The 12,683-nt window shown below is 71.1% G+C and carries 12 protein-coding genes; 8 read left to right on the top strand and 4 right to left on the bottom strand.

The genetic code is table 11. The features are described 5' to 3' along the window. The first annotated feature begins 101 nt into the window (after window positions 1–101). The 8 genes from dinG to BV908_RS14320 all read left to right on the top strand — a co-directional run bounded on the left by dinG (window position 102) and on the right by BV908_RS14320 (window position 9,897). Complete coding sequence (gene dinG / locus BV908_RS14355; protein WP_059400388.1) at window positions 102–2,255, top strand: ATP-dependent DNA helicase DinG; 2,154 nt, start codon at window positions 102–104, stop codon at window positions 2,253–2,255. Between the two features lie 162 nt (window positions 2,256–2,417). Then, window positions 2,418–3,125 carry a hypothetical protein gene (locus BV908_RS14350; protein ID WP_059400389.1) on the top strand — a complete coding sequence of 236 codons (708 nt, stop codon included), beginning with the start codon at window positions 2,418–2,420 and terminating at the stop codon, window positions 3,123–3,125. Window positions 3,126–3,361: 236 nt separating this feature from the next. Beyond that, window positions 3,362–4,189, top strand: a complete 828-nt coding sequence (locus tag BV908_RS14345) for an IclR family transcriptional regulator (protein ID WP_172739422.1) — start codon at window positions 3,362–3,364, stop codon at window positions 4,187–4,189. Window positions 4,190–4,281: 92 nt separating this feature from the next. Next, window positions 4,282–5,847, top strand: a complete 1,566-nt coding sequence (locus tag BV908_RS14340; RefSeq protein WP_063840201.1) for an AMP-binding protein — start codon at window positions 4,282–4,284, stop codon at window positions 5,845–5,847. A gap of 125 nt (window positions 5,848–5,972) precedes the next feature. Next, entirely contained in the window at window positions 5,973–6,920 is a 948-nt protein-coding gene (locus BV908_RS14335; protein WP_063840196.1) for a tripartite tricarboxylate transporter substrate-binding protein, read from the top strand. A 37-nt stretch (window positions 6,921–6,957) separates the two neighbouring features. Beyond that, on the top strand, window positions 6,958–8,085 hold the full coding sequence (locus BV908_RS14330) for a porin (protein ID WP_059400393.1): 1,128 nt from the start codon (window positions 6,958–6,960) through the stop codon (window positions 8,083–8,085). Window positions 8,086–8,118: 33 nt separating this feature from the next. Continuing rightward, window positions 8,119–9,093 carry a zinc-binding dehydrogenase gene (locus BV908_RS14325; RefSeq protein WP_059400394.1) on the top strand — a complete coding sequence of 325 codons (975 nt, stop codon included), beginning with the start codon at window positions 8,119–8,121 and terminating at the stop codon, window positions 9,091–9,093. 33 nt (window positions 9,094–9,126) lie between these two features. Continuing rightward, entirely contained in the window at window positions 9,127–9,897 is a 771-nt protein-coding gene (locus tag BV908_RS14320; RefSeq protein ID WP_059400395.1) for a citryl-CoA lyase, read from the top strand. A 278-nt stretch (window positions 9,898–10,175) separates the two neighbouring features. On the opposite strand, the gene BV908_RS14315 is transcribed toward BV908_RS14320, so the two are convergent. The 4 genes from BV908_RS14315 to BV908_RS14300 form a co-directional block, all read right to left on the bottom strand. Continuing rightward, on the bottom strand, window positions 10,176–10,637 hold the full coding sequence (locus BV908_RS14315) for a hypothetical protein (protein WP_059400396.1): 462 nt from the start codon (window positions 10,635–10,637) through the stop codon (window positions 10,176–10,178). A 154-nt stretch (window positions 10,638–10,791) separates the two neighbouring features. Then, window positions 10,792–11,316, bottom strand: coding sequence for a hypothetical protein (locus BV908_RS14310; RefSeq protein WP_059400397.1), 525 nt, complete (start codon window positions 11,314–11,316; stop codon window positions 10,792–10,794). Next, window positions 11,306–12,064, bottom strand: a complete 759-nt coding sequence (locus BV908_RS14305) for a hypothetical protein (protein ID WP_059400398.1) — start codon at window positions 12,062–12,064, stop codon at window positions 11,306–11,308. The genes BV908_RS14310 and BV908_RS14305 overlap by 11 nt, the downstream gene beginning before the upstream one ends. Beyond that, a complete protein-coding gene (locus tag BV908_RS14300) occupies window positions 12,061–12,513 on the bottom strand; it encodes a DUF6878 family protein (RefSeq protein WP_059400399.1) in 453 nt (150 codons plus the stop codon). The genes BV908_RS14305 and BV908_RS14300 overlap by 4 nt, the downstream gene beginning before the upstream one ends. Between the last annotated feature and the right edge of the window lie 170 nt (window positions 12,514–12,683).

Below are 12,683 nucleotides of genomic sequence, written 5' to 3'. Positions count from 1 at the left end.
GGGTCCAGGGCGCTGCGCCGCAGCCTGCGATGCCATGCGCTGCCTGCGCCTCGCGGTCGCCGCCGGGGTTGACCGGGCCGAAACGGGGGCGATGCTGGGCCATGCTCACCCCCGACGAGAAGCAGCTGATGCAACGGTGTCTCGACGCGATCCGCGAACGATCGCCGGGGTTCCGCGCGCGCCGCCCGCAGCTGCAGATGATCGCGGCGGTGGCGCACGCGCTTGCCCGCGTCGATGCCAGCGACGCAGAGCGAAGCGACGGAGCGCACCTCGCCGTGATCGAGGCCGGAACGGGCACCGGCAAGACGGTCGCCTATCTGCTGCCCGCACTGGTGCTGGCGCACTTGCGCGGCCGCAAGCTGGTCGTGTCCTCGTCCACCGTCACGCTGCAGGAGCAACTGCTGCACAAGGACGTGCCGGACCTGCTGCGCTTTCTGCCGTTCCCGGTCTCCTACGTCGTGGCCAAGGGCCGGAGGCGCTTCCTGTGCCCGGCGCGGCTCGCGCAGCGTCTGGACCAGCAGGCCGCGGTCGAGCCGCGCGACGCGCCCGGGCAGCAAGACGACGCGGCGGCGGACGGTGCCGGCGTGCGGCCGCTGCGCTGGTTCTCGCGCCTGGCCGAGGCCTTCGATGCCGGCCGCTGGTGCGGAGACCGCGACGCCTGGCCGCAGGTGATCCCGGAGTCCGTCTGGGCCAGCGTCACGACGGACCGCCCGGGCTGCCTGGGCAGCCGCTGTCCGAGCTATGCGCGCTGCCCCTTCTACCAGGCCCGCCAGCGTGCCAAGGAGGCCGACCTCACCATCGCCAACCACGACCTCGTGCTGGCGGCAGCGGACATGGAGCCCGGCAGCACGCTGCCCGATCTGCGCGAGGCGCTGGTAGTCTTCGACGAGGCGCACAGCCTGCCCTCCAAGGTGGTGGACCACTGCGCCTCGCGCCACTCCGTGTGCAGTGCGGCCTCCTGGGTGTCCCATGCGGCCCGCGATGCCCGCGCCGCCGTCACGGCGCTGCGGCTCGGCCGGTTCGGCCCGGATCTCCCGGATCCTGCCCTCCCTGCCGCGCGGCTGTGCGCGGCGCTGGAGCGCCTGCTGGAGGCCGTGGGGCGGCACTGCGAGTTCGCTGGCCAGCAACGCATCAGCCGCTTCGCAGGCGGCGTGCTGCCTGTGGAGGTGCGGAAAGCGGGCGCTGCCGTGCTGGACGCAGCGCGCGCGATGGGCCAGGACCTTCTGACGCTCCGCACGGCGCTCGTGGACCGCGCAGGCGATCGTGCCGAGGCCGTGCAGCCGCACCTGGCCACGCTCGGGGGGTACTTCCCGAAACTGGAGGAGCTGGTCGCGACCTGGGACTGGATGCTGTGCGACGAGACGCAGCATCCGCTGCCCGTGGCGCGCTGGGTGGAGCGCCATGCGGGTTCGGGCGGTGGCGACGACTTCCTGGTCTGCGCGGCGCCGATCAGCGGCGGGCCGCGGCTGCGGGAACTGCTGTGGAACAAGGTCGGCGCTGCGGTGTTGACGTCGGCGACCTTGCGCGCCTGCGGGCGCTTCGCCATGTTCCTGGAGGAGGCGGGACTGCAAGGCTATGCGGCACTGGAACCTTTGGCGCTGGCATCGCCGTTCGACTATGGGCGCCGGGCGGTCCTGCATATCCCGGGAGTGCGCGCCGATCCCCGCGATGCGGCCGCCCATGGGCAGGAGATCGTGCGGCGTCTTCCTGCCTTGCTGGCGCGCCAGCGCGGCTCGCTGGTGCTGTTCGCCTCGGCCCGGCAGATGCGCGAGGTCCAGGCAGCCTTACCCGACGAACTGAAGGCCTGCGTGCTCATGCAGGGTGAATGCTCCCGGCGCGAGCTGCTCGAGCGCCACCGTGCCCGGATCGATGCGGGCGAGCGCTCGGTGCTGTTCGGTCTGGCCAGCCTGGCCGAGGGCGTCGATCTGCCGGGCGAGTACTGCACCCATGTCATCTGCGCCAAGCTGCCGTTCTCCGTGCCGGACAACCCGCTGGAAGAGACGCGCCGCGAGTGGATAGAGGCACAGGGGCGCTCCGCATTCCTGGAACGCAGCGTGCCGGAGGTCGGCATCCGGCTGGCGCAGGCCACGGGGCGGCTGCTGCGCACGGACGACGACCACGGCACGGTGACGGTGCTGGATCCGCGGCTCGGGAGAACGCATTGGGGCCGCATGCTGCTGCGCGGCCTGCCGCCGTTTCGCATCGTCATCGGCGACCGGCCGCTCGATGCGCCCGGCTTGGCCGAGGCGGCCTGACGTGGCGCGGGCGGCTCAGGCGACCCGCACGGCGGCAGCATGGAGCGGTGTCCGCCCGCGGCCGCCCCCTGGCCAAGCGGCGAACCGGACGGCGCGGCGCTGCTCAGCTGTGGCGGCATGCCCTCGGTTCCGGTACAACGCATTCGCAGGAGGAGAGAGATCATGCGCGTCATCAGGAAACCCCGGTATCCCGAGATCAACCAGCTCACCACGAAGCTGATCGTGGGCGTCATCGCCATTGCGATCGCTTCCGTCACCGGCTGGGTGTCCACACTCGAGCGCCCGCTCGCATCCATCAGCGAGTCGTATTTCGCGGGCGACTGGTCGCGCAACATCTTCGTCGGCTTCCTGTTTGCGATCTCGGCCTTCCTGCTCTCGTACAACGGGCAGACCCGGGCGCACATGGTCCTGTCCCGGGTGGCGGCGCTGGCGGGCCTCGGCGTGGCCATGTTTCCCTGCAAGTGCGGCGGCCGCGAGGAGATCATCCCCTATGTCCACTATGCCTGCGCCGCCGTCATGTTCTCGGTGCTGGCGTATTTCTGCATCGCGTTCTACCGGCATGCGCGCAGCAAGCCCCACCGGCAGGCGCACTGGCGCGCGAGGCTGTACCTCGCATGCTTCTGGGCCATGGTCGCGGCCATGGCCGTGCTGCTGGTCAATGGCATCTGGGGTGACGATCTGGGCATCGAGGCGCGGCTGCCGCGCATCGTGTTCTACGGCGAGGCGGTGGCGCTGTCGGCCTTCGGGGTGTGCTGGCTGGTGGCCAGCCGGGTGCTGCCCGGGCTGACCCGGCCCGAGGAGCGCCATCGGCTGCTGGCCGAGGACCCTCCCGGCGCGGACGACCGCGGCGGCGAGACGCCACGGTCGTGACGCTGGATCCGCAGTCCCTCGCGCCGCGGTGAGCGGCCGCGCCCGCGCGGAGCGCCCCTGACGGCGCTGCGCACCCTTGCCGGACAGTCCGCCGGATGGGGCGTCGGCCCGCTGCCGCTCGCACGCCCCTGGGAAGGGGCGGCGGGGTAAGGCTGCAAAATATGACAAGAATCGTCCGGCGCTCTGGTCTCGGTCCGGGCACAGGCATGGCATCCGAAACCATCTTGGGAGACATCATGGTTGTACCGTTTGATCACGGCGCCAGGCGTGACGGCGCACAGACGCTGGGGCGGGGCCTGCGGATCGCCTCGCTGATCATGCAGGCGGGCCAGGGCGGACTGGGTCTCTCGGACGTGGTGGAGGCCACGGGCCTGAACAAGTCCACGACCCATCGGCTGCTGTTGGAGCTCGTCGGCGCCGGACTGCTGTCCCGTGACGAGCAGCGCAGGTACCGGCTCGGGCCCCTGGCCTACGAGATGGGATTGGTCTCGTCCTACCGCTACGACGTGCGCCCGCTGTGCGAGACTTCGCTGGACCGCATCGCCTGCAGTACGGGCGACACCGTGTTCCTGGGCAAGCGGTGTGGCGCCTCGTCCGTGTGCATCGACCACCGCATCGGCGCCGAAGTGCGCCCGCCCATCGTGCCGCCGAAAGGCCGCGTCCATCCCCTGGGGGTGGGCTCGATGGGGATGGCGGTGCTCAGCCAGCTGAGCGACGAGCAGGTGACCGTGATCAACGCGGCGAACCGCAAGCGGCTGGAGGCCTTCGCCGGCGTCTCCTCGGCCTACGTCCAGGAGATGGTGGAGCGCACGCGCGCGCTGGGTTTCGCCCGGATGGCGAACCATGTGGCGCACGGGGTGGTGTCGCTCGGCGTGAGCATCAACGACGGGTCGGGACGGCCCCTGCTGGCCATCAGCGTGGCCACGACCCTGGGCCGCATGAGCCGCAGCCATGAGCAGTCGGTGCTGGACGCGCTCTATGCGGAAGCGCTGGTCCTGCAAGAGAGCCTGCTGCAACGCTCCCGCTTCCCGGCCGACGCTTTCGCCGTCCCCGTCACGCCCTAGCGCGCGGCCATTCGCGCGAAGTTCCCTGTATGTGGAACTTCGCGGCACCACGGGCGCGCCGCCCTTCCTAGACTTCGGTGCAACCGATGTGGATGGAAGGGAAAGCAATGCAGGCAAACGCGATGGCGTCGATGGGAGAGGCGCTGGTCCATGCGTTCGAGCGCTCCGGCGCCAGGGTGGCGATCGAGTGCGACGGCGCCGAGGTGACGTATGCGCAGCTGGCGTCGGACGTCGCCAGGACGATCGGCGCGCTGCGGGCCCTGGGCTTGAAGCCGGGCGACCGGATCGCGCAGATCGCGGCGAACGGCTATGAGGCCTTCCTGGTGGTCGCGGCGGCCTACGTCGGAGGCTTCACCCTGGTGCCGCTGCAATACAACGGCGATCTGGAGGACCATCGCTTCGCCATCGAGGACAGCCGGCCCGCCCTGGTGATCGTCGATGCAGGGCGTGCCGGCCGCGCGCAGCAATTGGCGGCGTCCTGCGGGCACGCATTCCTGCGCGCGACCCACGACGAGCTGGCCACCGCGGCCGCCGGGCAGCCGCAGCGCCCGCTGCGCTCGTTCGCCGGGGCCGCGGACCCGCAGGGCTGCGCCCGCCTCAACTACACCGGCGGCACGACGGGCAAGCCCAAGGGCGTGATGATCGCCTCGGCCGCGCTGACCTACGCCACGATGCTGCACGTCATCGCCAACGGCTACGACGGCGATACCCGGCTGCTCGTGGCCTCGCCGATCTCGCACGGCGGCGGCTCGTTCATCCCCCCGGTGCTGTGGATGGGCGGGCGCGTCGTCATCCACAACGGGTTCGATGCGGCGCGCGTGACCGCGGAGATCGCCAGCGGCCGGGTCAACTCGCTGTTCCTGGTGCCGACGATGCTGTACGCCTTGCTCGACCACCCGGACGTGGCCCGGATCCAGCGCGGGCAACTGCGCAGGGTCACCTACGGCGCCGCTCCGGCGTCGCCCGCCCGCCTGCGGCAGGCGCTGGAGCTGTTCGGGCCGGTGCTGGTCCAGAGCTACGGTCAGTCGGAGGCGCCCGGCGCCATCCTGTACCTGTCGGCGCAGGAGCATGTGCACGAGGATCCGCAGCGGCTCATGGCGGCCGGCAAGCCCTATCCGGGCGTGAGCATCAAGCTGGTCGGCCAGGACGGCCAGGCGCGCACCGGCTCCGGGGAGGTGGGCGAGATCTGCGTGCGGGCGCCGCACGTGATGCTGGGCTACCTGAACAACCCCGAGCTGACCGAGGCGACGATCAGGGACGGCTGGCTGCATACCGGTGACCTGGCCCGCGTGGACCCGTACGGCTTCTTCCATATCGTCGACCGCGCCAAGGACATGATCATCTCCGGCGGGTTCAACGTCTATGCGTCGGAGGTGGAAAGCGTCCTGGAGGCGCACCCGGACGTCAAGGCCTCGGCGGTGATCGGCGTGCCCGACGAACGCTGGGGCGAGGCCGTGAAGGCCTTCGTCGTGCCGCAGCCCCAGTGTTGCCCCGCCGAGGCGGATCTCATTGCCTTCGCCAAGGCGAACATCGGCTCGATCAAGGCGCCCAAGACGATCGAGATCACGGGCAGCCTGCCGGTGACGAAGGTCGGGAAGATCGACAAGAAGGCGTTGCGCGCGCCGTACTGGGAGGGCAAGGCCCGCGGAGTGAACTGAGCCTGCCGCGCTGCGGCCGGCCACGCAGCACCGTGTATCGGAGAGCCGCCAGCCGGTGCGGCCGCGCACCGGGTGGGGCAGGGCTGCTGTCCAAGGGAAGAACGGAAGACATCAAGGAGACAACGATGAAACGCAGATCGATTTTGCTGGGCGTGCCGCTGGGCGCCATCGCCCCCGCCATCTTCGCCAGCCCCAGGCCGGTCACGGTGGTCGTTCCGTACCCTGCTGGAGGCACCACCGACAAGGTGGGCCGCTACGTGGCGAATGGGTTGACGGAGAAGCTGGGCCAGAATTTCCTCGTGCTCAACAAGCCCGGCGCCGGCGGGACCATCGGCATCAGCGAGGTCGCGCGTGCGCCGGCCGACGGATCGATGCTCGGGATCGTCTACGACTCGCACGCCGTGGACCACCTCGTCTACCCGAGCCTTGCCTACCATCCGTTCAGGTCCTTCGAGTTCGTCAGCCTCGTGGTGACCGCGCCGCATGTGCTGGTCACCTCCGCCCGCACGCCCTACAGGACCCTGGACGACCTCATCGCCGCCGGCAAGGCGGGCCCGAACAAGGTGACGTACGGCGCGATCGGCGAGGGCACGTCGACGACCTTGAATGCGGCGCTGTTCGCCGAGAAGGCCGGCTTCCAGGCGCTGCGCGTGCCGTACAACGGCGGCGGTGGCGCCTACCTGGCGGATCTGCTGGCCGGGCGCTTCGACTACATCATGGGCGCCTTGCCGGCGGCCCTGGCCCATATTGAGAGCGGTCAGCTGCGCGCGCTCGCGTACGGCGGGCCCACCCGGTCCACCTTGCTGCCGGAGGTCCCGACGCTCAGTGAGACCTTCCCGGGCATGGAGGCTGCGTCCTGGGTCGGCGTGGTCGCTCCCGCAGGGCTGCCCAAGGCCAGGGTCGACCAGCTGAGCGATGCGATCCGCGCTGTGGTGCTCAGCGAGCCGCTGCGGCACAAGCTGGTGGCGGAGGGCTTCGTGGTGCAAGGGTCCACCAGTGCCCAGTTCCTCGAGCGCGCGCGCGCCGATTCCGAACTCCAGAGCCGGCTGCTCAAACGGGGCGCGAACAAGTAGCCCCCGACCGGCACCACCAGAACAAGAGGAGACAACCATGAAACACGCCATCGCGGCGGCGGGGGCTTGCTTTGCCCTGGCCGCCTCCCACTCCCACGCGCAGACCAACGTGGTGGTCTACGGCGTGCTCGACGTCGGCATGGACTACGGCAAGGCCGGATCGTTCAGCCAGGTGCGTCAGCTGTCCGGCGGGCTGGTCGGCTCGCGGCTGGGATTCCGCGGAACCGAGGACCTCGGCGGCGGCCTGTCGGCGGTGTTCCGCCTCGAAAGCGGCATCAACGCCGACACCGGCACGTTCGCCCAGGGCGGCCGCGCGTTCGGGCGGGAGGCCACGGTGGGGCTTTCCTCCAAGGACTGGGGCACGATCCGCCTCGGCCGCATGGGCAGCACCTTCTATGTGGCATCGCTTTCGGTCAATGCATTCCAGGCCGGCCAGTCGGGCTCGGTGTCGGCGATCACGAGGAGCACCGCGACGAGCGACAAGTACCCGCTGCACCTGATCGCCGCGGCCCGCTCCGACAACGCAGTGCACTACACCTCGCCGTCCTGGGGCGGCGTGCAGCTCCAACTGCACGGATCCGCCGGCGAGAAGAGCACCACGCAGGGCAGCATGGTCGGGGCCACGCTGCAGTACAACGCACGCCCCTGGAACGTCCTCGTCTCGGTGGCCAAGCAGCGCGGCGCCGGCAGCACGGACCGGGTGGGCGCGGCGCGCGGCCTGATGGTGGGCGGCAGCTACGACGCGGGCTTCGCAAAGGTCTTCGCCGGGTACACGCGCGAGAAGAACGACTGCCTCACCTGCACCGGCGTGCTGGAGCGCATGGAGGGGCTGACCGCCCGCGGCGCGGGCGACTTCACGCTGCTGAACCTGGGGGTGCGCGCGCCGGTGGGTGCCTGGACGCTGATCGGCGAGGTGTTCTACCTGCGCGACCGCAGCGACTACGCGGCGCCGGTGGGCAACAGGGATGTGCCGTGGCTGGCGCTCGGCGCGGAGTACGCACTGTCCAAGCGCACCACGCTGTGGGGATCCGTCGGGGCGGTGCGCAACCGCAACGGCTCCCAGTACGTGCTGTCGACCGGGCCCGCGCCGCGTCCGGCGAACGCGGTTCCCGCGGGCAACCCCACCGCCAAGAACATCGGCATCGGGATCACCCATGCGTTCTAGTTCCTTCGCCGCCGGCGGCCGGGAGGCGCGCCGATGAAAGCCGTCGTGGTGGTCGATTCGCCGCAAGGCAAGACGCTGCAGGTGCGGGAGGTGGCCGCGCCGGTGCCCGGGCCGGGCCAGGTGCTGGTGCACGTCCATGCCGCGGCCCTGAACCGCTCGGACCTGAGCCGTACGCAGAAGCACTATGCGCCGCGTCCAGTCCACATCGCGGGCAACGAGATGAGCGGCGAAGTCATCGCGCTGGGCCCGGGGGTGACGCGCTTCGCGCCCGGCGACCGCGTCATGGCCTTGGCCGACGGCAGCTACGCCGAACAGGTGTGCGTAGACGAAGACGTGGCCCTGAGGGTGCCGGACGCGCTGCCGCTGCTCGACGCCGCAGCCGTGCCGGTGAGCTACCTGACGGCGCACGACGCGCTGCGCAGCGCCGGCCACCTGGCCGGCGGCGAATCGGTCCTCATCCACTCCGTGACCTCCGGCGTGGGAATCGCCGCGGTGCAGATCGCGCGGGTGCTCGGCGCGGGCCTCGTCATGGGCTCGACGCGCCGTGCCGACAGGGCCGAGCCGCTGCGCGCGCACGGCCTGCAGGAGATCGTGGACCTGGCGCGGGCGCCCGACTTCTCGCGCGCCGTCCTGGAGAAGACCGGCGGGCAGGGGACGGCGCTGATCCTGGATGCGATCGGCGGCGGCGTGCTCGCCCAGAATCTGGCCGCGGCGGCGGTTCGCGGGCGCATCGTGGTGCTCGGCATGCTGGGCGGCACCGAGGACACGCTCGACCTGAACCTGCTCGCTTTGCGCCGGCTGCAGCTGATCGGCGTGTCCTTCCGCAGCCGCAGCCTCGCGGAGCGGGCGCAGGTGTGCCGGCGGTTCGAGGCGGAGCTTGGGCCGCGCCTCGCGGACGGCACGCTGCGCCCCGTGATCTCCAGGACGTTCCCCCTGGACGAGGCGCTGCAGGCCCAGGAGTTCATGCGCGGCAACCTGCACCTGGGCAAGATCGTCCTGCTGCCGTGAGCGACGCGAAAGACAAAAAGGAAGGTATCCGCCATGAACGTGACAGCCATCGGCCACGCGAGCACCCACACGGTCACGCTGCGCGGCCATGACCTGGCGCACGAGGTCCTCGGCAAGATGGACTTCGTGGAGGCGCTGGTCCTGTGCGTGCTGGGCCGCAGGCCGCGCGCCGAGGAGAAGCGGATGATCGACGCCATCCTCGTGGTGGCCCTGGACCATGGCCTGACCCCGCCGGCCATCGCCGCCCGGATGGCCTATCTCGGCGCACCCGAGTCGCTGGCTGGCGCCGTCGCGGCGGGGCTGCTGGGCGCGGGCTCCCGCTTCCTGGGCCCGGCGTCGCTGGCGGCCGAGCAGTTCGCCGGCTGGACGGCGGGCCTGACCGACGGCAACGGCCCTGAAGCCTACGCCCGGCTCGCGCGCGAACTGGCCGCACCTTCGGCGGGAACCCGGTTTGTCGGCTTTGGCCATCCGGTGCACACCGAGGGCGATCCCCGCGTCCCCGCGCTGCGGCGCATCGCGCAGGAGAACGGCTTCCACGGCAAGGCATGGCGCCTGGCCGACGCCATCGTGCAGGAACTCGAGCGGCAGGGCCGGCGCCTGCCGCTGAACGCGGCCGGCGGGACGGCGCTGTGCGTCCTGGGCATGGGGCTCGAGCCACGGCTCGCGACGTGCCTTGCGCTGATCGGGCGCTGCGGCGGACTGGTCGCGCATATCCTCGAGGAAAGCGCGGCGCCGCTGGCACAGGACGCCTGGCGCTTGATCGACACGCAATTCACCGCGCCGCCCGCGGACATCCGCCGGTGATCCCGGCGGGACCCGGGGATGGCGCCTCGGCAGCGCCCGGCCGGGCCAGGCGCCGCATGCTTGCGCCGAAGATCGTCGGCGCGTCCCAGCGGCCGGTGCGTTCATCCAGGCTTCAGGCGGCCTGAAAGGGCCAGGCGGCGGTGTCCGCCAGGGACAAACCGGCCGCCTCCGCGTCGAAGAGGCAGGCGCTCCGGAGGAAGCCTGCCTGGTGGCTCATGGGAACATGCCGCCTGGGTGATGCCCGGCGGCGCAGCGCCCCGCCGCTCGCGTGCTCCGGGCTACAGCGGGAACGCCGCGAGCAGCTCGGCGAAACTCAGTTGCGTGGGCAGCGCCGGAGCCTCATCCCGGCGGTACTGCTCGGGCACCTCCTGCGGCAGCATCTCGCCGCGTTGCACGGCGCGCTGGAGCAGGTCGTGCCGCTCGATCCAGAGCAGTTCATAGCGCGCGATCGCGTCCCATTCGGCCGGGGTGTTGCCCTCGACCTCGTAGGCGTGGTCGCAGGCGCGGGCATCGGTGTCGTCGTAGCGGACGCAGACCTCGCGGTAGGCGCCGAAATCGTGCGGAAAGCTCCGCACTGTGAACCGGGCCGGCACGTCGTCGGCCAGCGGGTACAGGCGCTCCAGCATGCGCAGGAACACCCGGCACTCGCGCCGCGAGCGCTCGTCGTAGTCGGCCCGGCCGACCTGGGCGCAGGCCTCCTCGCAGGGCGAGGGGCCGATGGTCATCAACTGGTAGGTCATGGGATATCTCCGAAAGAAGTGGCGGGCCGCCGGCCGGCATCGGCGACGGCGGCCCGGAGGTAAGGGCGCATTCCGGCCGGGCGGCCGGAATGCGCGCAGCAGGGGAGGGCGAGGACGCACTGAAGGCGCCGTCGCTGCCCCCGCCTTGCCCGGCTTACGTCAATCCCCAGGCCGCGCAGGCGAGGTCTCCGTCGAAGGGGCAGTGCTCAAGCAGCGTGGCGATGGCCGCGCGCTCCAGCGACACGGTGAGCGTGTCGAACCCCTCGGGATACTTGGCAAGACCGGTGTAGAGGTCGAATTCGCCGTCTTCCAGCGCTTCCTCGACGAGGCTGCTGGCGGCATCGAGGTCGAACTCACCATCCGGGAACGCCTCCTCTGGTCCGTTCAGCCCAGGAACCGCGCGGACCGCCGAGGCCTGGCACCGGATGCAGCGGTAGAAGCCCCCGCTGTCGTCGTACTCGGATGTGACCTCGAACGACAGCGTGACGGCGTCGAGCCAGGCGTGCTGGAGGAAGAGCGCCGCCAGCGTGGCGCCCGCCCAGCTGCGGTCGAGCCGCTCGCGATCGGCATGCGCCGCCCGGTAGCGGGCTTCGGCCCCGATGCCGGCGGCATTGAGCGCCACGGCGCCGTCGGCGCCCGCGAGGTAGGCGGGCTGCTCTTCTGTGGATTCAGTGGACATGGGTGTTCCTCGTTCTGCGGTGGTTTCCCTCTGAGAACACCACCGCGCTGGGTTGGATGTGGATCAGCAGCGGGTACCACCAGGACGGCACGGTGCAGACCTGGTGCCAGTCGCCGCGGCCGTCGTTGTCGCTGACGTGGACCTCGATGCAGCGCTCGCAGGCGAGCATCTCGGCCACGAACGTCGGCTCATGGCGTCCGGTGGCAGTCGCCAGGATGTGCAGGTGCGACAGATCGAGCGCGTAGGGCACGCCCGACTCGAACACCGCCCGGTATTCGGACCAGCTCGAGACCAGCCACGTGTCGCCCGGCGTGGGGTAGTGGCCCTCGATGCCGACCGGGCAGCCGAACAGGTCGGCGCAGCGGCGCGCGTGCTCCAGCGCCATGGACAGCGTCGCTTGCGCGCGCCGGCCGGCGTGCGCCGTGTACGCGGGCGCCCCGAGCCTGCGGCTGATGCGCGCCGCCTGGACGAACCAATCGGCGTGCAGCGTGAAGCCGCTGAGGTCGGCGAAGCGGCGGTCCGCGAGGACATGTACGTTGGCGTGCAGCCGGAAGCGTGTGCGCGGATGGGCCATGCGCAGCGCGTCGGCCCGGTCCTCGGTCAGGCAGCCCGTCGATTGCGGCACCAGCTGGACGTGCTCGGCCGACAGCGGTCCGAATAGCGGTTCGCCGATCGGAGCGTGCAGGAGCGCCGCGGCCGCTTCGTGGCGCATCCCCGGCCAGCAGGCCAGCGAGACATGCGCCTTCACAGCCGGACCTCCTGGTAGTCGGAGTCGGTAAAGTACGCCCGGTGCTCGATGACCACGCTGCCATCGGCCGTGTCGAAGACGACCTCGCCCGAGGCGCCGTCGCCGTTCTCCCAGCCGCCGAAGTGCTCGTCGACAAGCTCCATGGCGACGTCCGTGATGGCGTCGTCCAGGGGCCAGTCCTTCAGCGTCACCGTCATCTGCCAGGTGCCGCCGGACCATTCGCAGGTCTCCCTGTACTGGAGGACCTCGGGAATGGGCTCCAGCGTCCTGCCGTCCGGCAACTCGTATTGGACGCCTTCCGGGCCGCCGTTGTCGCCGGAGCCGGTGTAGCTGGCCACCGCGCGCGCGACGCCGTCGGCGCGCAGCGCGTCGAAGATCGCCGCCCGGTTGGCGGCGATGCGCTGCGGTGCGGAGAGCGGGGCGCTCTCCCGTTGCTCGTTGTCTTGCATGTCGTTTCCTCGAATGAAGGGGGCGCACGCGTTCCTCTCGGGACGGCGGCGCCCCAGGGGGTCATTGAAAGAGCCCGCCCTGACGGCGGGCTCGCTGTGGCGGCGCCTCGGGGCGAGGCGCCGTGATGGGGGCGCGCCAGTGGCGCGAGCGCGGACGCGGCCGGGTGTCC

The sequence above is a fragment of the Diaphorobacter sp. LR2014-1 genome (assembly GCF_002916785.1).
GTDB classification, from domain to species: domain Bacteria; phylum Pseudomonadota; class Gammaproteobacteria; order Burkholderiales; family Burkholderiaceae_C; genus Diaphorobacter; species Diaphorobacter nitroreducens.
The sequence above is the reverse complement of the archived record's forward strand: the minus strand, read 5'-3'. Positions and strand labels throughout refer to the sequence as shown.

Coding starts and splice junctions, on each gene's coding strand:
- BV908_RS14340 (WP_063840201.1), top strand. CDS start 4,282: ATGGAAGGGAAAGCAATGCAGGCAAACGCGATGGCGTCGATGGGAGAG.
- BV908_RS14330 (WP_059400393.1), top strand. CDS start 6,958: ATGAAACACGCCATCGCGGCGGCGGGGGCTTGCTTTGCCCTGGCCGCC.
- BV908_RS14325 (WP_059400394.1), top strand. CDS start 8,119: ATGAAAGCCGTCGTGGTGGTCGATTCGCCGCAAGGCAAGACGCTGCAG.
- BV908_RS14315 (WP_059400396.1), bottom strand. CDS start 10,637: ATGACCTACCAGTTGATGACCATCGGCCCCTCGCCCTGCGAGGAGGCC.
- BV908_RS14300 (WP_059400399.1), bottom strand. CDS start 12,513: ATGCAAGACAACGAGCAACGGGAGAGCGCCCCGCTCTCCGCACCGCAG.
- BV908_RS14335 (WP_063840196.1), top strand. CDS start 5,973: ATGAAACGCAGATCGATTTTGCTGGGCGTGCCGCTGGGCGCCATCGCC.
- BV908_RS14310 (WP_059400397.1), bottom strand. CDS start 11,316: ATGTCCACTGAATCCACAGAAGAGCAGCCCGCCTACCTCGCGGGCGCC.
- BV908_RS14345 (WP_172739422.1), top strand. CDS start 3,362: ATGGTTGTACCGTTTGATCACGGCGCCAGGCGTGACGGCGCACAGACG.
- dinG (WP_059400388.1), top strand. CDS start 102: ATGCTCACCCCCGACGAGAAGCAGCTGATGCAACGGTGTCTCGACGCG.
- BV908_RS14320 (WP_059400395.1), top strand. CDS start 9,127: ATGAACGTGACAGCCATCGGCCACGCGAGCACCCACACGGTCACGCTG.
- BV908_RS14350 (WP_059400389.1), top strand. CDS start 2,418: ATGCGCGTCATCAGGAAACCCCGGTATCCCGAGATCAACCAGCTCACC.